Annotated in this window: 26 protein-coding genes and 1 pseudogene; 18 read left to right on the top strand and 9 right to left on the bottom strand. The window is 63.1% G+C overall.

The window, feature by feature from the left end:
* Nucleotides 1-216: 216 nt before the first annotated feature.
* Nucleotides 217-939 (bottom strand): hypothetical protein, encoded by a 723-nt coding sequence (locus ACU18_RS14160; protein ID WP_157407720.1) that lies wholly within the window; start codon nt 937-939, stop codon nt 217-219.
* Nucleotides 940-1,450: 511 nt separating this feature from the next.
* Between ACU18_RS14160 and ACU18_RS14155 the strand changes: the two genes are divergently transcribed.
* Nucleotides 1,451-2,032 carry a hypothetical protein gene (locus tag ACU18_RS14155; protein ID WP_050686532.1) on the top strand — a complete coding sequence of 194 codons (582 nt, stop codon included), beginning with the start codon at nt 1,451-1,453 and terminating at the stop codon, nt 2,030-2,032.
* A gap of 433 nt (nt 2,033-2,465) precedes the next feature.
* Here ACU18_RS14155 and ACU18_RS14150 read toward each other — a convergent pair whose 3' ends face one another.
* Nucleotides 2,466-3,392, bottom strand: coding sequence for an alpha/beta hydrolase (locus ACU18_RS14150; protein ID WP_050686531.1), 927 nt, complete (start codon nt 3,390-3,392; stop codon nt 2,466-2,468).
* 86 nt (nt 3,393-3,478) lie between these two features.
* On the opposite strand from ACU18_RS14150, the gene ACU18_RS14145 reads away from it, so the two are divergent.
* Both ACU18_RS14145 and ACU18_RS14140 read left to right on the top strand, forming a co-directional pair.
* Nucleotides 3,479-3,817 (top strand): ArsR/SmtB family transcription factor, encoded by a 339-nt coding sequence (locus ACU18_RS14145; RefSeq protein WP_231686095.1) that lies wholly within the window; start codon nt 3,479-3,481, stop codon nt 3,815-3,817.
* A gap of 39 nt (nt 3,818-3,856) precedes the next feature.
* Nucleotides 3,857-4,978 (top strand): NADH:flavin oxidoreductase, encoded by a 1,122-nt coding sequence (locus tag ACU18_RS14140; protein WP_050686530.1) that lies wholly within the window; start codon nt 3,857-3,859, stop codon nt 4,976-4,978.
* Between the two features lie 58 nt (nt 4,979-5,036).
* Here ACU18_RS14140 and ACU18_RS14135 read toward each other — a convergent pair.
* The 3 genes and pseudogenes from ACU18_RS14135 to ACU18_RS14130 form a co-directional block, all read right to left on the bottom strand.
* A pseudogene (locus ACU18_RS14135) lies at nt 5,037-5,533 on the bottom strand (transposase); the annotation flags it as partial.
* Nucleotides 5,534-5,665: 132 nt separating this feature from the next.
* Complete coding sequence (locus ACU18_RS19700) at nt 5,666-5,815, bottom strand: hypothetical protein (protein WP_157407718.1); 150 nt, start codon at nt 5,813-5,815, stop codon at nt 5,666-5,668.
* Between the two features lie 174 nt (nt 5,816-5,989).
* Nucleotides 5,990-7,015, bottom strand: coding sequence for a DUF4192 family protein (locus ACU18_RS14130; protein WP_050686528.1), 1,026 nt, complete (start codon nt 7,013-7,015; stop codon nt 5,990-5,992).
* 455 nt (nt 7,016-7,470) lie between these two features.
* On the opposite strand from ACU18_RS14130, the gene ACU18_RS14125 reads away from it, so the two are divergent.
* The gene (locus ACU18_RS14125) at nt 7,471-8,805 is read left to right on the top strand and encodes an IS110 family transposase (protein WP_231686094.1); all 1,335 of its coding nucleotides are present in this window, start codon (nt 7,471-7,473) and stop codon (nt 8,803-8,805) included.
* Between the two features lie 30 nt (nt 8,806-8,835).
* Here ACU18_RS14125 and ACU18_RS19695 read toward each other — a convergent pair whose 3' ends face one another.
* From ACU18_RS19695 to ACU18_RS19690, 3 genes are all read right to left on the bottom strand, one after another.
* Nucleotides 8,836-9,174: a hypothetical protein gene (locus ACU18_RS19695; RefSeq protein ID WP_157407716.1), complete on the bottom strand. Its 339-nt coding sequence runs from the start codon at nt 9,172-9,174 to the stop codon at nt 8,836-8,838.
* Entirely contained in the window at nt 9,171-9,722 is a 552-nt protein-coding gene (locus ACU18_RS20450) for a sigma-70 family RNA polymerase sigma factor (protein WP_082178341.1), read from the bottom strand. Before ACU18_RS20450 ends, ACU18_RS19695 begins: the two co-directional genes overlap by 4 nt.
* A gap of 467 nt (nt 9,723-10,189) precedes the next feature.
* Nucleotides 10,190-10,495, bottom strand: coding sequence for a hypothetical protein (locus ACU18_RS19690; RefSeq protein ID WP_157407714.1), 306 nt, complete (start codon nt 10,493-10,495; stop codon nt 10,190-10,192).
* Between the two features lie 433 nt (nt 10,496-10,928).
* Between ACU18_RS19690 and ACU18_RS14115 the strand changes: the two genes are divergently transcribed.
* The 14 genes from ACU18_RS14115 (at nt 10,929) to ACU18_RS14060 (ending at nt 20,096) form a co-directional block, all read left to right on the top strand.
* Nucleotides 10,929-11,258: a hypothetical protein gene (locus tag ACU18_RS14115; protein ID WP_050686523.1), complete on the top strand. Its 330-nt coding sequence runs from the start codon at nt 10,929-10,931 to the stop codon at nt 11,256-11,258.
* On the top strand, nt 11,239-11,550 hold the full coding sequence (locus ACU18_RS14110) for a hypothetical protein (RefSeq protein ID WP_231686093.1): 312 nt from the start codon (nt 11,239-11,241) through the stop codon (nt 11,548-11,550). Before ACU18_RS14115 ends, ACU18_RS14110 begins: the two co-directional genes overlap by 20 nt.
* Nucleotides 11,537-11,971 carry a hypothetical protein gene (locus tag ACU18_RS14105; protein WP_050686519.1) on the top strand — a complete coding sequence of 145 codons (435 nt, stop codon included), beginning with the start codon at nt 11,537-11,539 and terminating at the stop codon, nt 11,969-11,971. The genes ACU18_RS14110 and ACU18_RS14105 overlap by 14 nt, the downstream gene beginning before the upstream one ends.
* A 4-nt stretch (nt 11,972-11,975) precedes the next feature.
* Nucleotides 11,976-12,119 carry a hypothetical protein gene (locus ACU18_RS19955; RefSeq protein WP_197273586.1) on the top strand — a complete coding sequence of 48 codons (144 nt, stop codon included), beginning with the start codon at nt 11,976-11,978 and terminating at the stop codon, nt 12,117-12,119.
* A gap of 1 nt (nt 12,120) precedes the next feature.
* Nucleotides 12,121-12,531 carry a LexA family protein gene (locus ACU18_RS14100; protein ID WP_050686517.1) on the top strand — a complete coding sequence of 137 codons (411 nt, stop codon included), beginning with the start codon at nt 12,121-12,123 and terminating at the stop codon, nt 12,529-12,531.
* Between the two features lie 373 nt (nt 12,532-12,904).
* A complete protein-coding gene (locus tag ACU18_RS20445) occupies nt 12,905-13,309 on the top strand; it encodes a heavy-metal-associated domain-containing protein (RefSeq protein WP_082178340.1) in 405 nt (134 codons plus the stop codon).
* 69 nt (nt 13,310-13,378) lie between these two features.
* Entirely contained in the window at nt 13,379-15,544 is a 2,166-nt protein-coding gene (locus ACU18_RS14090) for a heavy metal translocating P-type ATPase (RefSeq protein ID WP_050686514.1), read from the top strand.
* Nucleotides 15,545-15,626: 82 nt separating this feature from the next.
* A complete protein-coding gene (locus ACU18_RS14085) occupies nt 15,627-16,094 on the top strand; it encodes a hypothetical protein (RefSeq protein ID WP_050686512.1) in 468 nt (155 codons plus the stop codon).
* 144 nt (nt 16,095-16,238) lie between these two features.
* Nucleotides 16,239-16,871, top strand: coding sequence for a DUF305 domain-containing protein (locus tag ACU18_RS14080; RefSeq protein WP_050686510.1), 633 nt, complete (start codon nt 16,239-16,241; stop codon nt 16,869-16,871).
* Between the two features lie 80 nt (nt 16,872-16,951).
* Nucleotides 16,952-17,830, top strand: coding sequence for a F510_1955 family glycosylhydrolase (locus ACU18_RS14075; RefSeq protein ID WP_050686544.1), 879 nt, complete (start codon nt 16,952-16,954; stop codon nt 17,828-17,830).
* Nucleotides 17,831-17,908: 78 nt separating this feature from the next.
* Nucleotides 17,909-18,073, top strand: coding sequence for a hypothetical protein (locus ACU18_RS19685; RefSeq protein ID WP_157371034.1), 165 nt, complete (start codon nt 17,909-17,911; stop codon nt 18,071-18,073).
* Nucleotides 18,070-18,381, top strand: a complete 312-nt coding sequence (locus ACU18_RS14070) for an alkylmercury lyase (protein ID WP_050686508.1) — start codon at nt 18,070-18,072, stop codon at nt 18,379-18,381. The genes ACU18_RS19685 and ACU18_RS14070 overlap by 4 nt, the downstream gene beginning before the upstream one ends.
* 442 nt (nt 18,382-18,823) lie before the next feature.
* Nucleotides 18,824-19,546, top strand: a complete 723-nt coding sequence (locus ACU18_RS14065) for a VIT1/CCC1 transporter family protein (protein ID WP_050686506.1) — start codon at nt 18,824-18,826, stop codon at nt 19,544-19,546.
* A 67-nt stretch (nt 19,547-19,613) separates the two neighbouring features.
* A complete protein-coding gene (locus tag ACU18_RS14060) occupies nt 19,614-20,096 on the top strand; it encodes a hypothetical protein (RefSeq protein ID WP_331456843.1) in 483 nt (160 codons plus the stop codon).
* Here ACU18_RS14060 and ACU18_RS14055 read toward each other — a convergent pair.
* Nucleotides 20,093-21,376 (bottom strand): MFS transporter, encoded by a 1,284-nt coding sequence (locus tag ACU18_RS14055; protein WP_050686542.1) that lies wholly within the window; start codon nt 21,374-21,376, stop codon nt 20,093-20,095. The genes ACU18_RS14060 and ACU18_RS14055 overlap by 4 nt on opposite strands.
* Nucleotides 21,377-21,437: the final 61 nt, after the last annotated feature.

The raw sequence follows: 21,437 nt of genomic DNA, 5'->3' as shown, positions 1-21,437 counted from the left end.
CTGAGACGATCGGCCAGCTACGACTCTCGTACCAGGTGATGTCAGGAAAACCATAGAATTTCGCGTCACATGGCCGTCTCAAAATTTATTCCAAAACACCCGACTCAAAATGCTCTGACACAAAGTGCCTCGGCCCGTTCAGGTGAGAGCTCTTCGCCTGCCTTGCCAGTAGGCTGCTGCACCAGAGACCCCTGGATTTGAGCGCCATAGTGTTGGTTAGCCGTGGGCGAGTACGGTGTCGATGAGTTGGGCCAGCTCGGGTGCGTCGTTCGGGGTGACCGCGGGTCCGACTTTCACTGCTGTGGCCGCCAGGGTGCCTTTGATGCCCGTCATGGTCAACGTTGTCTGGGTTTCCCCCGTGGCAAGGGTTTGTTTGCCGAGGGCGCCGAATGATTGGTCTCCTGTGGTTTTCACGTCTGTTTGTTGGATCTCGGTGGTGATCTTCTGCCCGCCAAGTTCGATCGTGAAGTTGCTGCACGTGGCCACGGCGTTCTTGGACGCTTCGAGCTGATCGGCCATTTCCTGGGCGTTTTTGAGGGCAATGACGGTCACCACGATTGATGTTTTTGCTTCCGCTGACACGGTGGTCCCGGCAGCGTAGGTACTGTCCTCGGGGACCTGGGCGTTGCTGTCGGAAAGGGCCTTGCACTCGGGCGGGGTAAACACGGCGGTCTTCAGCAGTTCCTTGGCTTTGATGATGCCCTGGTCGATCTGCGCCGCGGGAACCACGGTCAGGGGGCGGCCCTGGGCGTCCTTCAGGGTGGCCAGCACAGAGCTGAGGTCTGCATCCGTGTAGGTCTTCGCGGGGCTGGGTTCCGGACTGGATGATGGTTCCGGTGCAGCGGAGGTTGCCGGCGTTGTTCCGGTGCCTGTTCCACACCCTGCAAGGGCAAGGAACGCGGTCAGAGCGAGGGTTGTGACTGTGGTGCGTCTTTGCATGGACTGATCCCCTTCAGTTCGCCGGCCGCCCCGAGATTCGGCGCGCGTCCCGGAACCGTAACCCTGGGGGTTCCTGCCCCAGGCTGATACGGCCGTGCTGCTCACATACGGAAGCGGACGGGCGGGTTTTACCCCTACTACCAACGCTGCCGGACGCGATAGGACCAAACTATGCGGCCACATCTCGAACCGGGCACAGTAATCAGTACCTGCTTGCCGTTCCACTCACTACTCCCCCGACTCTGGGATGGCGACAGATTCGCGGCGTGGAGAGCATCCTGGACACTGTGACAGAAGTTGTCAGCATCCTTACTGTTTTTTGTCGCGGGGGTTTATCTATTCAACGCAGGTTTCGCCCCGTACCGTGAGCGTCATCACACTTTCCGAGTCGGAAGCAAAAATGCTTATTGGGGGCCGGCGCAAAGCGCCACGGAACCATTCACGTCAGCAAGCCGGTGGCCATGTGCCGCCGGCTTCGTTGTACCGTGGCGCAGTCGCCGGGGCCTCGGGGATGGCGTTGCTGCTCGCCACGGCCGGCCCGGGCCTGGCCGCTATCCCGGCAGCAAGTACCGGGGCGCAATCCACCATTGGGAAGCTCGGCAGCAGGCCCGGGGCGACCCGGTTGCCGTTGCCGATCAATGACCAGGTCAGCGGCTCGGTTGATGTCGGCACAGGAAACCTGATGCTTTCCATCACCGGGCTCTCCCTCCCCGGCATCAACAGCGAAATTCCGGTGGGTGTCGTGTTCAACTCCCAATCCACTGACACAACCAACAGCGCCGGGCCGCGGTGGACCCTCGCCGCAGGCGCTGCAGGAACACTCTCGTCCACCTCGTCCGGGGTCCTCTACACCGCCGGGGACGGATACTCCGCCCTCTTTACCCCCGTATCCGGATCCACGACCGCGTTCACACCCCCCGCCGGGGTGAAAGCCGACCTGCTGAAGACCGCCACTGGCTACACGCTGACTTCACGGACCTCCGCTTTGGTAATCACGTTTGACAGTAACGGGCAAACCGATCTGGCGGAGGAGGGGCTAGACGGGCCGGAGCGGACACGTACAATCCGAAGGACAGCAGCCAAAACGTCGTAGACAGAACAGGGCCAGGGGGTCCGGAGCTCTGCGACGGCACGCCCTGGCCCAACAGCCGGCCGCGCCAGCGGACGCCCTTTTCCTGGTGAGCCGTGCGAAACCTCCATCAGCACCCGGGTCTGCTTTCGGGGTCCCTGACTTCGTCGGCCGCGCGCCCCCGGTAGTCGGCACTGAGTGTGTGAATGGCGGTCCGCCGCTCAGAACCACAGCGCAAGCCGGCCACGATGGCGGACCGCCCGAGTGACCGCCCGGGTAACGGGACGGCCACCTGAAAGGACTACCCTGCGAGGAGCTCGGCCAGTTCGGCCGCCTCGGACACCAGCACCGCCCGGCTTAGGTGTACTCAGTCAGTAGGTTGGTTGCACCTGCTGACTGAGTACACCTAGGGCGCAGGCTGATCGAGGGCACAGGAGCGGCGGCCGAAAGCTTCTCCCTAACGGGTGGGCAGGGCCTCGAGCAGGAACCGGGCGGCGTCATCCAGGGCCTTTCGTCCTTCGGGGAGCTGGTCCTGGTGCATGTGCCAGACATGGAACATCTCTGGCCAGACGTCGAGGCTGACTCGTACGCGGTTCTCGGCCAGGTGCGCGGCGAGGCGGACTGCGTCGCTGAGCATGAGTTCGTTCTCGCCTATTGTCACCAGGATTGGTGGCAGGCCCCGTACGTCGGCGAAGACCGGGGATGCGTCCGGGTCGTTGGGCAGTGCCCCGCCCAGGAACGAGCGGGCCAACAGGTCAAGGACCGCTTTGCTGTTCAGGGGGTCAAGGCCTTCCCGGTTGGTCATCGACGCGCCTGTGTGTTCCAGGTTCGCCCATGGTGACAGGGCAACCCCGGCCGCCGGAAGCGGCAACCCCTGGTTCCGGGCCTTGATCATGACTGTGACTGTCATTGCTCCGCCGGCGGAATCGCCGGCGACCATGAGGCGCTCGGGGTCTTGTCCCTGATCCAGCAGCCAGCGGTAGGCGTCGACGACATCGTTGATGGGCGTAGGGAAGGGGTGTTCCGGAGCGAGCCGGTAATGGGGCAGGAATACCCGGGCCTTCAGGCGCAGCGCGAAGTTTCCGGCGAGCCCGTGGTAGCCCGCGGGGCTGCCGACGATGTAAGCACCTCCGTGGATGTAGAAGAGTGCGCGGTCCTCATCCACGGTCTCGGGCGTTACCACGATCCCTGGCACCCCTCCCATGTCCACCTCCTTGATGGAGACCCCTTCCGGGGTGGGATGGGCGGCCAGCATCTCGTCGTATGAGGTGCGCAATTCATCGAGGGTTGTGTCCGACGGTTCCCCCCGCAGCAGGGGAGGAAGTGCGGCCAGGCTGGAGCTCCAGTTCTGGACGGCGGCGGAAACTTCTGTGGTGATGGGCATGATCGTTCCTTTCAAAGGGGAGGGTTTAATTTTTAGCATGCATATCGGTAAATTGCGATATAACGATATTGCGGTAATCTTATGGAGTGACTACTCATGAGGAATCCGGGATCCAACTCCAGCAGGATGAGCTGCTTGCGGCCCTGCGCGCACTCTCCAATCCGCACCGCCTGGCGATCCTGCAGTGGCTTAGGGACCCCGTGGCGAACTTTGAAGAACAAAAAGTCGATGCCACTCGTTACGGTGTGTGCGTCTCGAGCATCCGGAAGCGTTGCGAGGTGTCACAGTCCACTGCCTCGCAGTTCATGGCCACCCTCTCAGACGCCGGCCTCGTGCAGACCACGCGCATCGGACAGTGGACCTACTTCGCCCGTGATGAGGACGCCATCGCCCGTTTTCGGTCCTCTGTGGCCACCGACCTTTAAGCCTCCCTACACCTTTCGCCACAACTCCTTAGGAGCACCATGCCGGCGCCCATCCAGACAGCAGACCTCTCGCCCCTCTTCACGCCATTCGACCTCGGCCCGCTGAAACTCCGCAACCGCTTCGTCATGGCCCCCATGACCCGTGAATTCTCACTCAACGGAGTTCCGGGACCCGACGTCGCGGCCTACTATTCCCGCCGGGCCGCTGCCGGAGTGGGACTGATCATCACCGAGGGCACCTACATCGACCATCCTGCCGCGGGCGACTCCATTGACGTACCGCAGATCTTCGGCGATACGGCCCTTGATGGCTGGCGAGCGGTCGTGGACGGCGTCCACGCTGCAGGCGGGGCAATCATCCCGCAGCTCTGGCACCGGGGCGGACGGCGCGCACCTGGAACCGGGCCAAAGCCGGAGGTGCCCAGCATTTCGCCGTCCGGCGTCTCCTACGACAAGATCCCCGCCGCCCGCGCGGCATCCCTGGCCGACATCGAGGAGATCGTTGCCTCCTACGCCCGCGCCGCCGGGACTGCCCAAAATCTGGATTTTGACGGAATCGAGCTGCACGGCGCGCACGGCTACCTCATCGACCAGTTCCTCTGGGAACGCACCAATCAGCGCACCGACGCCTACGGCGGGGACCCCGCCGGTCGTGCACGTTTTGCCGTGGAAGTCATTACGGCCTGCCGGGAAGCCACCAGTCCGGACTTCCCCATTAGCTTCCGCCTCTCCAACTGGAAAGCCGGCGACTACAACGCCGCACTCGCCCCGACCGCCGAACAACTCGCAGCCCTCCTGCACCCCATCGCAGAGGCGGGCGTAGACATCTTCCACGTCTCCACCCGCCGATTCTTCGAACCAGCCTTTGAGGGTTCGCCGCTGACACTCGCCGGGTGGGTCCGAAAGCTGACAGGGCTCCCGACCATAGCTGTCGGCTCCGTCGGACTGGACGGTGACCTCTGGACGGCATACACAGACGGTGGTCGGGCGAAAACTACAAGCATGGACGGAATCATCGACCGGTTCCGCGGCAATGAGTTCGACCTCGTCGCAGTCGGACGCGCCCTGCTGTCCGATCCACAGTGGGTAGCCAAAATCGAACGCGGCGCCTTCGACGAACTCCACTCCTTCGCCGCCGAAGACCGCCACATCCTGCATTGAGCTGACTGTGATCTCGCAGCCCGGCATGCTCAAGCGCTGCTCCTATTCCGGTAAGGGCCTACCCCGGCAACGTAGGATCGGGCCGCGCAGTGGCGCAGAGGACATTCAATTGGCGGTAAAGCGTTCGGGCGATGTAGCGCTTGAGGGACCTGCGGATTTCGCGGTAGCTGCGGCCTTCTTGGGTGCGTTTGGTGACGTAGTCCCTTGTTCCGGGGTCATGGGTCATCCGGGTCATCCGGGTCATGATGATGGTGTGCAGGGCCCGGTTGAGACGCCTGTCACCGCCCCGGTTGAGCCTGTGCCGGACAGTGTTGCCGCTTGAGGCGGGCAAGGGATTCACTCCTGCCAGTGAGGCAAGGCGGCTTCGCAGCGAACCCTTCCTGGATGCGACCACGCTGTCAGGACGGTGGCGACTGTGACAGCCCCGGCGCCCACCATCTCCAACAGCGGCGCCGCGGGGCTTTGCTGGATCAGTTCTGTCACGCGCTTCTGGTTCACAGTCAGCTGAGTGGTCACTTCGAGAATGCGGCGCGCCAACCGAGCCCCCGCAAGCCTGCCCGGGTGAGTACATGAGTCGCGCTGCGGCGGGGCTGGAGAGCGGAATGGCCGGCACCCTGTGGGTGCCGGCCATTCCTGTTTTCCCTCAGCAAAAGGAAATCCATGGGGCAGCGTCATCGCTGCGGGGTTTTAGTATTGCTGGTCTTGGTGGTCCCAGGTGAAGTCCGTGGGGCCTGTTGTTTCGTCGTTCCCCAAGATAGCCAGCTCGATGGCTTCTTCGGCCGCGGTAATGCCTTCAGGGGCTTTGTCCTGGTCCGTGAGGATATATCCGTGGCTCATGGGGTTTCCTGCCTGGTTGTCGTATTTCCACTCTAACCCGGCGGGTGTTTGCGTGTTTGCCCGGTGGTGCTGCGCCCGCGCGAGCGTGACAGGCGGCCGGCGGAGCCTGCGGGGGAGGCCGCCCGCCCCCGCTTGAAGGGGACGGACCGTGATGGCCCGCCCCCTCCGTTGGTGTTAGTGCTTGGGTTTGTAGGCGGTGGCGGGGTTCTTCGCGATTTCCGCGACGGTGCCGAGGTTCATCACGCCGGTCAGCAGTTCCGCGAGCCGGAAGCCTGGGCTGTCATTGCTGGCTTGGGTGAAGTGGTTCGATGCTGAGGATGCCCGGCCTTTGAGGAAGTCGGTCCAGCCGATCAAAGTCAGCAACGGGGCGCGGTAGCCGGTGGGTCCTGCATTGATGAGTTCCCGTGCCCGTTCCTGGGCTTTGTCCACGCGGTTCCAGTCCGGGGCGACTTTGCCGATGAGCAGGTCCTCTGCCCCGTCAGCGGTTTTCAGGTCCGGGTCGATGATGGTACACAGCACCATGTCCCGGGCGGTGGGGATCTGCAGTGTTGCCAGCAGCTCGATCCGGTCCTGTTCGGGAATCGGTCCGTTGCTTGTAAGCGCCTTGGCCCACAGGGCTTCGGCGTGTTCGGTCCCGGTGATCATCTGGGTTGCGATGGCCGCGATGATGTTTTCCTCGGTCTCTGCCGGGCCGGTGTAGGGGGTGTAGGTCGCGCCCGGGTCCTGGTTGTAGGTGCTGCCGCGGTAAACCATTTCAGCGTTCAGGGCGCTGTCGGTGATGCTCTCCAGCGGGTAGGCCGGGCAGCAGTCGTCCTGCCCGTCGCACAGGAGGTTCTGCCAGTGGCTGGAGGTCACCAGCCAGCCGTCTTTAAGCGGTGTCCCGGCCTCGTCCAGGACCTCAATGAGGGCTTCGATGTGCTCGTGGAACGGGCGGGCCAGCTCCGGCGCGCCGGTCTGGTCGGTGTAGACCGCCAGCAGCACCGAGGTGGCGGCGGGGTCCGCTGCGAGGTGCCCGGCGACGATCCGGGCGTACATGGCCGGGGTTGCCGCCGCTACAGGAACATCAAGGCGCAGGGTCGCGCCCAGCCGCCCGTTGTTGACGGTGATGAAAACGAAGGATTCCCGGGGAACGGAACCCAGGGCGTGCGGGATGAAGCTGAGAACGTCGGCGGGGCCGGTGGCGCGTACTGAATCAGTCATGGTTTTGGTCCTTTGCTGAGGATGGGGGTGGTGAGGGGACGGCGTCACCGGGCCAGCTGCCCCTCTTTCTCCCCCGTTGTTTTTTGGTTGCTGGCAAGCTTGCTTGCTCGGTGGCCGACGGAGCCCTGTCTACCCGTCAGGGCAAGGGCCGCGGGATCTGCGAAGGAAATAAGCGACGCAGGAGCGCCGCAGCCGATCCTGCGGGCCGCAGGCCCCTGGAGGAACGACAGGGGCTAGACGGGGTGGAGCGGACGCCTAGAATCCGGAGGACAGCAACCAAAAAACGGTAATACTGGAAAAGTCCTTGAGCCGGCGTGACCCAACCAAAAACTGACGTGCCTGGCGGCACTGTCTTTCCGACGATCTGTCCGCCGGCTCAAGGTCCGTTAAAAGGGGTGTCGAGCCAGGCGGACATGACCTCATAGGAGCCTGATACGACCAGTCCCATTACCGTTTTGTCTGCCCACCTGGCCCGCGCCCGATTCAATCAGCATTCGACGCGACTGAGGGGCATTTTCATCTTGGCAAGCGAACCATCAAGAGTCATCGCGGGCATCGACACCCATGCCGACACACACCACGTAGCCGTCATCAACGAACACGGCAAACCCCTCGCGGACAGGGAATTCCTTGCCGTGGGATCCGGATACCGGAAAATAATCGACTTCATCACCAGCTACGGCACAGTCACCGCCATCGGTGTCGAAGGAACAGGCTCCTACGGCGCCGAGCTCGCCAGAACCCTCCGGGGTGAAGGACTGACCGTGCTGGAGGTCAACCGCCCAAACCGGGCCGCCCGCCGACTCAAGGGGAAGTCCGACCCGCTGGATGCCTACCAAGCGGCCAAGTCGGTACTCGAAGGACGGACAAAGGCGATCCCAAAAGCCAAAGACGGCCCCGTCGAATGTCTGCGGATCCTACGTTCCGGGCGCGCATCAGCCATCAAGGCCCGGACCGCGGCCATCAACCAGATTAAGGCCCTCCTCGTATCGTCCCCGGACAATGTCCGGGCGAAATACCGAGCGCTACCCACCTCCGCGCTGATTACTGCCCTGCAGCGCACGAGACCTTCAGGACACCTGGCGGACCCCGAGTACGTAACTCTTCTGACGCTCAAAGCGCTGGCAGCCCGGTGCCAGTCCTTAGGAACAGAAATCGAGGCTGCTGACGCAGCACTCAAGGAAGTCCTCGACAGCTATGCTCCGATGCTCTGTGATCTCCCAGGAGTCGGGACTGAAGTAGCCAGCCAGCTGCTGATCACTGTCGGGGACAACCCGGACCGGCTGGGGAACGAAGCCCAGTTCGCATCACTCGTCGGGGTCGCCCCGGTACCAGCCTCATCCGGCAAAACAACCCGCCACCGGCTCAGCAGAGGCGGCGACCGCAACGCCAACAACGCCCTGCATCAGGTAGTCCTGGTCCGCATGGGCTCGTGTCAACGAACCAAGGATTACGTGCTCAAGCGCACGACCGAAGGAAAGAGCAAACGAGAAATCATGCGCTGCCTGAAACGCTACGCAGCCCGGGAGATCTATCGCCAGATCACCAACCCCCGACCGGCACCAGACAACTCCGACCTCCGCCGCATGAGGACCGACCTCGGGCTCACCATTACAACCGTGGCCGGCGAACTTGGCCAATGGGTGTCCATCATCTCCCGCCTAGAACGCGGACACATCCGCAACGACGAACTGGCGGCGACCTACCGCCAATGGCTCACCCAGCAAACGGCAGCCCATCTACACGTCAGGGAAGCTGGCGCTGAAGTCGGAGGAAGCCTGGTGTCCTGAGGACATTGCCGGACAGCGAGCCTTTGCGCCTCATCTGTTGGCGCGGAGCTTACGCCGAATGAGCAGCATCAACTCCGCAATCCCGAGGACCATTAGCAACGCAGCAGCCTCCGCGGCGAACACGATCGGGACCACGGCGCGTCGGTTCATCCCTTCAGCGAACGACTCTGCTGTTCCTGGTTCCGGATCCGGCGTAAGGATGCCTGGTGCGTAGAAAGGCACAACGCCAACGATGGGAAGCCCGATGAGAAGTACAGCCAAGGTGATCCTGTACTGCTTACGGCCTGTGAGACGCAGACCAATATGGACCAGCAGAGCTGCAGCTGCGCAAAACAGCAGTAACAGAAATGGACCCTCGTAAGGTTTCATGGAATCTCCCGCGCTACTCCGGCGGAAGGGCAGAGCATGTCTTTCAATTTTGCGCGGGCCCTTGCGTACCGGCTCCTGGCTGCTGTTGGTGACAAGCCGAGCAGTTTCCCTGCCTCTCCCACGCCGAACCCGTCCCAAATAATCAGCATCACCAGCTCGCGATCTTTGGGTCGCAGCCTAGAGAGGGCAATGTGTGCGTGGTCATCATCGTCCTCCAGGGCCAAAGGAGTATGGACTAGACCTGCCCTCAGCCGTTCGGCCAGGGCACCGCGACGGATTCTTCCTCTTCGGTAGTTGGCCAGCACGCCTTTGGCTACGCCGTAACTCCAAGCCCTTATGGAGTCGGCGTCCCCAGGCAGCTGATCCCTTTTTCTCCAAAGGATCATCAGCGTTTCAGACAGACAATCCGCAGCGTCCTCTGCAGGTTCTACTCGGCGCAGAAAGTAGCCAAGAAGCGCGGCACTAAGGTCTCTGATGCTGTCCTCAAACAAAGACGTCGCCCCAAGCAGGCTGTTTGTCGTGGTCGTATCCGCCGAGGACGGTCTCACTGATCAAGTCCCCGAAGAAGATCCGAACACGCCCAGACCCCGAAGCCGGTCCGGACCGCTTCAGAATCCCCTAACTCAGCGGCGGCCACCACCGTCGTCATGTGTTCAACCACCCCACCGCCATCGGTGGCGACCGTGGCCGGCCACGATAGAGACTGCCTCAGTACACCGACCGCCTTGGACCGGGCTCCTGCGTCGGCAGCGGAATATCCTTCCGACCACTCTCTTAGCCACAGGCAGCGCACAACACCCTCGTACCTCAGCACCGGTGCAATGTCCTGGGTGATGACGTCAACCCCTTGGCTATTGCGCTGGTAGCTCACAGCTTCACTGTTTGCTACTTCAGTCTTAAGCCGGTCCTCTTCCATCCCGTCGGGGATGGGGAGAGAGCCGTACTTAGTTTTTGCGAACTTGGCGTAATCAGACGCGAGGGGACGTATCAGTTCCGAGCCCGGGACCACCTCCGTTTACGGCGTCGGCAACCCGGCAGCCGAAGAATGCGTCTCCGGCATCTCTCCAGTCCTGGTCAGGAAGCTAAAGAAATCAGCGGCAGCTGGACCAGCAGCTCCCACTCCACCAACAGTCACAGCACCTGCTACAGCAAGAGCAATCCAACCGCGTTTTATTCGATTTCTAGTTCCTGTCGAGACAACATCCGACGCTTCCAGCTCTGTTCCGAGCCCCTTGACAAGATCCGGTTCCAGAAACCACTTCCGGGCAGGATCCACCCGCATCAAAGCCCTATCGAGCTGTTCGTCCTTATCAATTTCCACGATTCCCCCAAACCAACTTAGTTCACGCGGCGCGTGTTCATCCTGTACATGTCCGGAAGGAAGGTAAACGTGGCATCTTCCCCTACTACCGCTTCCCACGCCACCTGCAGCTCAAGACTTCCGCAGCAATTTGACGCCTATAGGAGCATCGTCGAAGACGTGAACAAAGGTGATGACGGGCAGGAGCTCTGCGACGGACCGGCAGCACCCAACAGCCGGCCGCGCCAGCGGACGCCCGTTCACCTGGTTGCACCGCAACCAGGGCGAGCACCAGCGAGCCTGCCTGAACCGGCCCGCGCTTCCCCAGGGAATGGCCGGCCCCCGTGGGTGGTGGTTGTCGGTGCCTGGGTGCATGATGAACCAGTAAGATTTATTCGAAGCTATCTTCGTATAGTTAAGAGTGTCGTTAGTTGAAGTGTTCTAAAGGTGTGGTATGGACCGTGACCAGCTCAAGCGGCTGCAGGCCCGGTACGCCCGGCGGGCCGGCCCGATCGGGCTGACCCCGGAAGAACTTGACCTGGACAACGCCCCGATGCAGGTCGATGTGCATGGGATCCCGGTCAAAGCCTGGATCCGGTTCCAGGACTGCTCCGAGCTCATCGAGGGCCTTGCGCACACGTGGACACAGAAAGCCGTGCAGGTGTCCTGGCAGGACGGGCCGCTGCGCCGCTCGACATGGGTGTGGGCCTCGGCCGTCACCCGCACCACCACACTTGAACGAACTTTGGGAGAGAGAACACAACGTGACAGCAGTACAGACTGAAGCCCCCCTCGCGGCCGCGGTGGACGTCCGCTTCACCCTCGACGGCACCCCTTTGGCCGTCAGGTACGACGGGCATATCTGGGCCGTGGCCGCGGACCCGGTCCGCTGGTTCGAGCGTGAATCGTGGTGGGAAACCCAAGCCCGCGTCCCGGTCGGGGCGGCCGTGGTTGACACGACCATCTGGCAGGTCCAGGTCAGGATCAATTCGGCTTCCCCGCTGCGGACCATGCAGCTGCGACAGCCGGCGATGACCGATCACTGGATCCTGACCTCCATCGATGACGCCACCTAACCCCGCCACAGCCCAGGGGCTCGTATATGGGGAGACGATCCCGCCGGCGGTATGGGAGGGCATCCGTACGGAGTACGGCCTTCCCACCCTCGCCCAGGTACGGGTCCGGCTCGCCTCGATGCACGCGGATCCCGAACCCGTCATGCGTCAGCTCGTGAGGATCTTCCTCGGGGAAGAAACTTTGTGTCCTGGCTACCAGTTCACTGACACCCTGGAAGTGAAGCCGGCAGTTCTGGCCCTGTTTGCCAGGGCGATGGAGCTGCGGATCGCGCACAACTACTTCAGCGCCTGGATGGCTACCCCGTGCCCGGACCTGGAAGGCCGGCGCCCGGTGGACCTGCTCCATCACTCCACTCCCCCGCTCCTGCACGCTTTGGAGCGATTTGGCGCATCAAAGAAACCAGCCACGAAGCTAAGGTGAGGACGTGGAATTAACAGGCACCATTGAAGCTCCGGACGGGTCCCACGATCACGTCACAGCCGCCGGCGACACGTATGACGCGGCCCTCTCAACACTGCGCGAACGGGTCCCGGAGGGACACCGGCTCATCGTGATCCGCACGAACTGACATGACCTCCACGGAAAACCCTGAGTTCACTCCGGTCCCAGAATCCCTCCTGCCCACAGGGTTCCCCTCCCCCGCACAGGACTATTTCTCCGGACGGATCGATCTGAACAAAGCCCTGATACCCAACCCGGCCAGCACCGTCCTGATGAGAGTCCGCGATAACGCCATGAACCTTGACGCGATCTGCGCCGGAGATGAAATCCTGATCGACCGCACCGGCACACCACACCACGGCTCCGTCGTGGCCGCCACCGTCGACGGCGGCGAAACCCTCATCCGCCGACTCCGCCAAACCAACGACCGCTCCTGGCTCGAAGCCTCAAACCCCGATACGCCACCCACTGAAATCTCAGACGACACGAACCTGCAAGTCCTCGGCGTCGTTACCCGCACCCTCCACAAAATCCTGTAACGAATCACAGCGAAGGGAGTACGTGGGCATGGACCCACGCACTCCCTTCTTCTGTGTTGTTGGATAGCGGCCAACGACATCAGTATGTAGCAGAAGATAGGCGACTCATCGGCCGGCCACTTCGTTGCCCGCCTTCAGGTACTGGTACAACTCACGATGACCAGAGAGCCCGCGTTCCTCATCCAGATTGACAGGCCCGTTGGCCAGTGTTCGAGCGCTAGGTCAGGGGGTGGACGGCGGTTCGTTCTTGCCGTTCAGGCCGGAGCTGAGGACTTGTCCATTGCCGACAAAGATTCCTGCGCCGCACGTTCTCATTGGCACTTGCTCAATATACCCCTGGGGGGTATATTGAGGGTGTTGTCAGTGAAGTGGTATGTCCCGGCCGGTGCCCGCACCGTCTTTCACAGCCGTTCAATCCCAGCGCCCATCGATCCTTCATCTTCAAGGAATGGAAACTGACATGTGTGAAACTGAAAACCGTACCGAGCTGCCCCTCGCTTCAGCCGCTGGAGGTTGCAGCTGCTGCTCAACGGAAGCCTCTTCGGTATCCTCCAAGACCACCGGCGTAAGTGCTGGCGAATTCGCTGTGGAGGGTCTGACCTGTGGGCATTGTGTGCAGACCGTCGAGAAGGCCGTCTCCGCCCTTGAGGGTGTGGAGTTCGCCTCTGTTGACCTCGTTCCGGGCGGCCGTTCCCGGTTAATTGTCGGCGGCGCAGCCGACAGTTCCGCTGTGCGTGAGGCTGTTACCTCCGCCGGCTACACACTCATCAGCAACTGACCTCTCCAGCCTCCCCTGGCAGCGAGTCTGCCGGGGAGTAGTGTGGAGTCTCCTCTTTAAGGAGGAACCATGGAAGACCACACCAAGCACCACGGCGACGGCCCCGCAGGCCACCACGCCGGGCACGCGCCCGTCACCGAGTCCAACAGCGTTTCCCCTTCATCGGCCACCGCCGTCGCGCTTACCGAGCACAGCCACGGCCACCACGAGGTCCATGGCGGCCAGGATGATCACGCCGTCCACACCCATGGCCAGCACGCCGGGCACAGCACGGCAATGTTCAAGAACAGGTTTTGGCTTACCCTGGCCCTGTCCGTCCCGGTCGTCTATTTCAGCCCGATGATCGGGCACATCCTGGGCTACATGGCGCCGGTATTTCCCGGGTCCGCCTGGATCCCGTCCGCCCTCGGCACCGTGATCTTTTTCTATGGCGGGCTGCCGTTCCTGAAGGGCGGATGGCAGGAGCTGAAGAGCCGCCGGCCAGGCATGATGCTGCTGATTGCGATGGCCATCACGGTCGCGTTCGCCGCGTCCTGGGTCACCAGCCTTGGCATTGGCGGGTTCGATCTGGACTTCTGGTGGGAACTGGCCCTGCTGGTGGCGATCATGCTGCTGGGCCACTGGATCGAAATGCGCGCCCTCGGCTCGGCGCAGGGCGCACTTGATGCCCTCGCCGCGCTGCTGCCGGACGAGGCCGAGCGGGTCACTGACGTCGGCACCGAAACCGTCCCGGTCTCGGAACTCCGGGAAGGCGACACCGTCCTGGTCCGCTCCGGCGCCCGGATGCCCGCCGACGGCAAAGTAGTTGACGGGCAAGCCGAATTCGACGAGTCGATGATCACCGGTGAATCCAAAACGGTCCCCCGGGGACCGGGAGACGCTGTCGTGGCGGGAACCGTCGCTACGGATAACAGCGTCAGGGTCCAGGTCACAGCCATCGGGGACAACACTGCACTGGCGGGCATCCAACGGCTTGTTGCCGAAGCGCAGGCATCCTCCTCCAAGGCCCAGGCCCTCGCGGACCGGGCCGCGGCCTTCCTGTTCTACTTCGCCGCCGGCGCAGGCGTCATCACGTTCATCATCTGGACGCTGCTCGGCAGCGTCCCGGAAGCGGTCACCCGCACCGTCACCGTCCTGGTGATCGCCTGCCCGCACGCCCTGGGCCTGGCCATCCCACTGGTCATCGCCATCTCCACCGAACAGGCAGCCCGCGCCGGGGTGCTGATCAAGAACCGGATGGCGCTCGAACGGATGCGCACCATCGACGTCGTCCTGTTCGATAAGACCGGCACTCTCACCACCGGCGAGCCGGACCTGAAAGACATCGCGGCCGTCCCCGGTCAGAACGCTGATGCGCTGTTGGCCCTTGCCGCCGCCGTGGAGTCCGACAGCGAGCACCCCGTGGCGCGAGCCATCGTCCGGGCGGCCAGGGAACGGAACCTGAGCATCCCCCAAACTGCTGACTTCAGTTCGCTGACCGGGCGGGGCGTGCGCGCCACCGTGGCTGGCCGTACCGTCCATGTCGGCGGCCCGGCGCTGCTGCGCGAACTCGGCGCCACCGAACCGGCAGACCTGGCCGAATCCACCAGCGCCTGGATGAGCCGCGGAGCAGCAGTACTGCACGTCATCGACGGACACCGGATTCTCGGGGCGGTCAGCCTGGAGGACAGCATCCGCCCCGAATCCCGTCAGGCCGTCGCAGCGTTGCAGAACCGCGGCGTGAAGGTCGCCATGATCACCGGCGACGCCCGCCAGGTCGCCCAGGCAGTGGCCGAAGACCTGCGTATTGATGAAGTGTTCGCCGAAGTCCTGCCCGCTGACAAGGACAAGAAAGTCGCCGAGCTCCAGGCCCGCGGCCTGAAGGTCGCGATGGTCGGCGATGGGGTGAACGACTCCCCGGCACTGGCCCGCGCCGAAGTCGGCATCGCGATCGGCGCCGGCACGGATGTGGCCATGGAATCCGCCGGAGTAGTGCTGGCCGGCAACGATCCCCGGGCCGTGCTGTCGATGGTGGATCTGTCCCGGGCCAGCTACCGGAAAATGTGGCAGAACCTCATCTGGGCCACCGGCTACAACGTCCTGTCCGTGCCGTTGGCAGCCGGTGTCCTGGCCTTCGCCGGGGTCGTGCTGTCCCCGGCAGCCGGGGCTGTACTGATGTCGGTGTCCACGATTGTGGTGGCCCTGAACGCCCAGCTGCTGCGGAGGGTGAAACTCAATCCCTCCCAGGTGCGTTGAACAAGAGGCTATGACCGGCAGGAAAAACTACTGCCGGTAGGCTCAAGACCCTGAACAACCTGCACGGAAGGGAGGAACCGTTGTGATCGCACCATCCCGTGCTCCCCTCACCACGTTCCTCCTTCGTGCAGGCTTCCTGACGGCGGCCCTTGCCATCATTGCCGGTATTTTCGGCATGCACATCATGACCGGGGCGCACCACGTGGGCGCCGCGCACACCATGCCGGCAGCAGCCGGCCCCACGGTGCACTTGGAAAGCCTTCCCTCCAGCCACTCCCATGAAATGGGCGCGTCACCGAACGGACTGACCGTCACCCAGGCAGTCACTGGGTCGTCGTCTTCCTGCGCCACTTCAGGTTCCTGCCCGGAGATGTCTGCCGGGGGTAATGCCTGCGTGCTGGCCCCGGGAAACACAACACTGACCGCCCCTGCTCCCGGAACAGCGCCCTACGCGCTTCCGGACTTCGGGCTGGCTGCTGCAGCGCCCATCAACTACTCCTACTCGCCGGACAGCCCCTCACCCGGTGAGCTCTGTATCAGCCGGACGTAAACCAGCACTGACGCCCGCCGTGCCCTGCCCGGCCCACCGTCCAGCCACTTCCGAACGCATAAGACGAGCCCTACGGGGCCGTCACCACATGCAGTCCAAAGGCGCGCCCATGCGCCGCTGATACTTTTGAGGACACTGATTTCCATGAAAAAGACCCTGACCATTTCCGCTGCCGCCATCGCCGCAGCCATCGCCCTCGCCGGCTGCTCCGCCGGCTCTGATGCCGGAAGTTCGGCAACCAGCATGCCCGGCATGAACCACGGCGGTTCGGCAATGCCATCACCTTCCGGCCCGACAACATCAGCCGCGGCAGGGTTCAATGATGCCGACACGATGTTCGCCCAGATGATGATCCCTCACCACGCCCAGGCCGTGGCCATGAGCGACATCATGCTCAAGAAGGAAGGTATTCCTTCCGCGGTGACCGACCTGGCCACCAAGATCAAAGCAGCCCAGGGGCCGGAGATCGAGAAGATGACCGGCTGGCTGACAAGCTGGGGACAGCCCACCCAGATGCCCACCGACATGCCCTCGGCTCACAGCATGGAGGGCATGATGGGCGATGACGACATGGCAAAGCTTGAGACCGCTCAAGGCGGGGAGGCCGCGAAGCTGTTCCTGACCCAGATGATCGCCCACCATGAAGGCGCCGTCATGATGGCCAAGACCGAAACCACCGATGGTGAGAACGCTGACGCTGTCCAACTCAGCAAGGACATCGTCAGCTCCCAGGAAGCCGAAATCCAGGAAATGAAGGACCTGCTGGCCACCCTGTAGCCAGCACACCAGCACGGTGCCGGCCCCACCCCTGGGGCCGGCACCCCCACACATTTCCCGGACCACCTTTGGAGTTCTCCGTGTCCCTGCACCTGTTGAACCGAGGACGTTCCGCCGCTGGACTCTCCGCGGCGACCGCCCTCCTGCTCACCCTGTCCGCTTGTACCTCCGGCACACCAACCGCCACCACACCCACTACTGCCGCGGCCGGCCTGCCCAGCTCGCACGTCCACGGCCTGAGCGTGAATCCCGAAACAGACCGGGTCCTGTTGGCTACCCACGATGGTCTTTTTGACGTCGCCAAGTCTCCGGCCACCAAAATAGGTGACACCAAAGACCTGATGGGCTTCACGGCAGCAGCTGACGAGGGCGTGTTCTATGCTTCCGGGCACCCGGGCCCCGGCTCAGATCTACCCAACCCCATGGGCCTGATCCGATCTGTGGACGGCGGAAAGACCTGGCAGCAGCTCTCCCGCCAAGGCGAATCGGACTTCCACGCCCTCGCCGCAGGCAGGTCCGGAATCGTCGCCTACGACGGGTCACTGCTGACCAGCCCGGACGGGAAAACCTGGTCCGCGGCCACTGCCGGATTTGTGCCAGCCGTTCTCGCCGGAAACCCGGAAACCGACACTGTTCTGGCCACTACCGAAGATGGGTTACAGCGCTCTACCGACGGCGGGAAAACCTGGAAATTGATTACTACAGCCCCCGTCATCCGATTCGTTGCGTTCGCCAGCGGCAGCGAAGTCGTCGGCATCGAACCCGACGGTTCGGTCCAGTACTCATCAGACGCCGGAAGCACCTGGACCCAGTCAGGCCACATCGACGGGCAAATTCAAGCGATCACCGCCGTAAAAAGACCAGACGCAAAACCATCGATCTGGGCTGCCACCACTGAAGGGCTCGTTGTATCCCACGACGGCGGTGAAGTGTTCCAGGCCCCTGCCGCTAGCCAGTGACCACGGCCGACGCCTGCACCTGATGATCAGGGCAATATGGGCTACCCACTGAGGAAGCATCAGAAGAGAATCTGGTTCGTGGATCAGCTGACGCTGCGTGATGTGGTGGACTGGAACGCGCTGGAGGCCCGGCTGCAAGGCTGCCCCGGCCTGGAACGCCGGGTTTGTCCGTTCTGGAAGGCAGCAAGGAACCGCTCAACGAAGCAGAACAACTGCCCCAAGATTAGGAGAATGAAATCATGAGACTCGAACTTCTGCACATCGATGGATGCCCCAACTCGAACCGAGCACACGAACGCCTGAACGAAGCGCTGGTCCTCCTGGGACGGAGCGAAGTCAAGGTGGACATGCGGCTACTGACCACGCCCTCGGACATCGCGGGCAGCGGATTTGCCGGCTCACCGACCATCACCATCAACGGGGCCGACATATTCCCTGGCGGGGCTGCGGCTGATGAACTCGCCTGCCGGGTCTATCAAACACCCCATGGCCTCTCCGGACTGCCAACCCTGGATCAGCTAATCGAGGCGCTCAGGAACCATGGCCTCTGACAGCCAACACACCTGCACCTGTTGCGGTAGAACCATGAGCCGCAGGAAACTCCACGCCCTCGGCACGACACAGACCTACATTTGTCGGCGATGCGGCCTATGGATAGCCCTCAGGCTTCGGTCCGACCCGCCCTTAGCCGGGTAAACGCCGAAGGAACGCGTCATCCCACCAAGCCGTCTCATTACCAAGGAACTAAGACAGTCAGCCGGCCAACTACTCCCCCACCCGTGATCCCGCGCGAAAGCACGGAAGGTGTGGATGTTTGCGTTAGGTGGCGGCATTTTGGCGGCGCTATATGTCGTGAGATGGGAGAGTGAACCGAGCTTCCTGGAGGGTTCGGTAACTAGCCCAGCCTGGAAGCAGTTTTTCGGAAGTTACCGAGTGGGCAGGGTATGCAAACCTGCGTGGTGTGGGTGACGGGTTCGTGTTTTACTTTCCCTCATGTCTGAGTTGCTGAAGCAGCATCCGAATGAGCCCCACGACGAGAGCATTGCCGCCCGGCTGAACTGGCTGCGGGCCGGTGTCCTCGGCGCAAATGATGGGATCGTCTCCGTCGCTGCAACCGTGGTGGGGGTTGCCGGTGTGACCAATGACGTCACCCCCATTCTGGTGGCCGGTGCCGCAGCAGTGGTAGGTGGTGCAGTTTCCATGGCGCTGGGCGAGTATGTTTCGGTCAGCAGCCAGAGTGACAGCCAGCGCGCCCTGATCGAAAAGGAACGCCGGGAACTCCGGGACGACCCCGACGGCGAGCTTGAAGAGCTCGCCGGGATTTACCGGGCCAAAGGCCTCTCGGTCGAGACTGCCCGGACGGTGGCCCGCGAACTCACGGAGCATGATGCCCTGGGCGCGCACCTCGAAGCTGAACTGAAAATTGACGAGGGAGAAGTGGCCAGTGCCTGGCACGCAGCGCTTGCTTCCGCGATCGCCTTCACCGTTGGTGCGGTGCTGCCGCTGCTGGCGATCCTTCTTCCTCCCGCCGAGGTTCGGATTCCGCTGACGTTCGTGGCCGTGGTGATCGCCCTGGCCATCACCGGGTCGGTCAGTGCGAACATTGGCGGCAGCTCCAAGCGGAAGGCAACCCTGCGGCTGGTTATCGGCGGGGCCCTCGCGATGGCCTTCACTTACGGTGTTGGCCTGCTGCTGGGCACCACCGGGATCGCCTGACTTCGCTGCATTCGCCCTCGCGATCAGCCAACCCGCCATTGCACCCTACTTTTTAGGAGCGTCTTTGATGGAGATCGGCGGCCTTCCGGCCCACATCCTCTTGATCCATGCCGTTGTTGTCCTTGCGCCGATGGCAGGTGTCATGGCGGTGGTTTTCGCGGTGTGGCGGCGTAGCCGGGCCTATCTGGCCTGGCCGTTGGGGGTACTGGCCCTGTTGATGGTGCCGCTGTCCATCCTGACCGCCGAGGCAGGGGAACAGCTGGAAGATGTCCGGCCAACGTCAGAACTGATCAAGGAACATGCCGAGCAGGGCGGCTTCTTCAGGATCGTGACGGTCATTTTCCTGGTCGTCGTAGCCGCACAGGTGCTCGCCGCATTCCCGTCCATGCTGAGCCGGTGGACGGTCCTGCGAGGCGCCGTACAAGCACTGAGCACCCGTTGGCTTGTCCCCGCCACGTCAGTACTCGGAGTACTGGCGGGACTTTTCCTGATCTACGAGTCCGTGGTGACGGGACACTCCGGCTCGGCATCAGTATGGAGCGGAACCTAACGCACCTGACCGGGACGTCGGTGGTCTCCGCTCCTCATCCGCACCGCAACAATAAGACCGGACGCAGCGGTGATTCCGGCGATGGTGGCGATGGCTGTGGGAATCCCGTACAGGTCCGCGAGCAGTCCGGACAGGAGCGCCCCAAGGGCGAAGCCACCGTCACGCCAGAGCCGGTAGACCCCGACGGAGCGGGCCCGCCAGGTGGGGTGGGCGACGTCTCCGATTGCGGCCAGGAGGGCGGGGTAGACCATGGCCGTTCCGAGACCGAGGAGGGCTGCGGCGATGAGCCAGGGGCTGAAGCTGTGGGAGGCTGCGACTATGGCGAGTCCCGCGGCTTGGACGATCATGCCGGCCACGATGAGCCATTTGCGGCCCCAACGGTCTGAAGCAGCCCCGGTGAGGAGCTGCGCGGCTCCCCAGACTGCGGGGTAGGCGGCGGCCAGGATGCCTACCTGGCTGATGTTTAGTCCGGAGCTGACGAAGAGGACCGGGAAGAGGCCCCAGGCTAGGCCGTCATTGAGGTTGTTCACCAGTCCTGCCTGGCTTGCTGCGGAGAGTGAGCGGTCTTTGAAGCTGGTGAGGGTGAAGACCTGGCCGGTGGTGAGGCCGGCCTCTGCACTCCTGTGTGCACTTACGTGCTGGGAGGCTTCCGTCTTGGCGTGGTGGTGGGTCTCGCGCACAGTCAGGACCGATAGGCCTAGCCCGAGGGCGATGTAGGCGGCTCCGAGCAGGAACGGGCCGGGCCGGAGACCGTAGGTGGAGGCGATGTAGCCGGTGGCCAGGGCGGTGACGGCGACGCCGAGGTAGCCGGCTGCTTCGTTCAGGCCCATGGCGAGGCCGCGCTGTTGCGGGCCGGTCAGGTCCATTTTCATGATCACGGCGGTGGACCAGGTCAGGCCTTGGCTGACACCGAGGAATACGTTCGCCGCTACGATCCATTCCCATGACGGACCGAAGATGAGCATGAGCGGGACGGGGATCGCTACCAGCCAGCCCGTGATGAGGACGGGTTTGCGCCCGTACCGGTCAGAGAGCGTTCCCGCGAAGTAGTTCATCGCGGCCTTGGACAGGCCGAAGGCGAGGATGTAAGTCAACGCGCTCGTGTACAGGTCCAGGTGGAAAACCTGCCCTGCCAGCAGCGGAAGCACGGTGCGCTCCTGGCCCAGCGTCCCGCCCACCAGGGCGTTGACTGCCACCAACAGCATGAACTGCGCCAGGTTCTGCCGCAGGCCCAGCACGACACGCGAATCGGCGTTGTTTGTCGCCCAAGTTCTGGCCATTTCGGGGTGCTCGCTTTCGTGCTGAGGCATAAAGCTGCCCGGGCAGGAGGGGGATCCTGCC

It is taken from the genome of Arthrobacter sp. ZBG10, assembly GCF_001238605.1.
Classification (GTDB): domain Bacteria; phylum Actinomycetota; class Actinomycetes; order Actinomycetales; family Micrococcaceae; genus Arthrobacter.
Note: the sequence above shows the minus strand (reverse complement) of the source record. Positions and strands in the feature narration are given on the sequence as shown.

Coding starts and splice junctions, on each gene's coding strand:
- ACU18_RS14160 (WP_157407720.1), bottom strand. CDS start 939: ATGCAAAGACGCACCACAGTCACAACCCTCGCTCTGACCGCGTTCCTT.
- ACU18_RS14155 (WP_050686532.1), top strand. CDS start 1,451: ATGGCGTTGCTGCTCGCCACGGCCGGCCCGGGCCTGGCCGCTATCCCG.
- ACU18_RS14150 (WP_050686531.1), bottom strand. CDS start 3,392: ATGCCCATCACCACAGAAGTTTCCGCCGCCGTCCAGAACTGGAGCTCC.
- ACU18_RS14140 (WP_050686530.1), top strand. CDS start 3,857: ATGCCGGCGCCCATCCAGACAGCAGACCTCTCGCCCCTCTTCACGCCA.
- ACU18_RS19700 (WP_157407718.1), bottom strand. CDS start 5,815: ATGAGCCACGGATATATCCTCACGGACCAGGACAAAGCCCCTGAAGGC.
- ACU18_RS14130 (WP_050686528.1), bottom strand. CDS start 7,015: ATGACTGATTCAGTACGCGCCACCGGCCCCGCCGACGTTCTCAGCTTC.
- ACU18_RS19695 (WP_157407716.1), bottom strand. CDS start 9,174: ATGAAACCTTACGAGGGTCCATTTCTGTTACTGCTGTTTTGCGCAGCT.
- ACU18_RS14115 (WP_050686523.1), top strand. CDS start 10,929: ATGGACCGTGACCAGCTCAAGCGGCTGCAGGCCCGGTACGCCCGGCGG.
- ACU18_RS14105 (WP_050686519.1), top strand. CDS start 11,537: ATGACGCCACCTAACCCCGCCACAGCCCAGGGGCTCGTATATGGGGAG.
- ACU18_RS14100 (WP_050686517.1), top strand. CDS start 12,121: ATGACCTCCACGGAAAACCCTGAGTTCACTCCGGTCCCAGAATCCCTC.
- ACU18_RS20445 (WP_082178340.1), top strand. CDS start 12,905: ATGTCCCGGCCGGTGCCCGCACCGTCTTTCACAGCCGTTCAATCCCAG.
- ACU18_RS14090 (WP_050686514.1), top strand. CDS start 13,379: ATGGAAGACCACACCAAGCACCACGGCGACGGCCCCGCAGGCCACCAC.
- ACU18_RS14080 (WP_050686510.1), top strand. CDS start 16,239: ATGAAAAAGACCCTGACCATTTCCGCTGCCGCCATCGCCGCAGCCATC.
- ACU18_RS14070 (WP_050686508.1), top strand. CDS start 18,070: ATGAGACTCGAACTTCTGCACATCGATGGATGCCCCAACTCGAACCGA.
- ACU18_RS14065 (WP_050686506.1), top strand. CDS start 18,824: ATGTCTGAGTTGCTGAAGCAGCATCCGAATGAGCCCCACGACGAGAGC.
- ACU18_RS14060 (WP_331456843.1), top strand. CDS start 19,614: ATGGAGATCGGCGGCCTTCCGGCCCACATCCTCTTGATCCATGCCGTT.
- ACU18_RS14055 (WP_050686542.1), bottom strand. CDS start 21,376: ATGGCCAGAACTTGGGCGACAAACAACGCCGATTCGCGTGTCGTGCTG.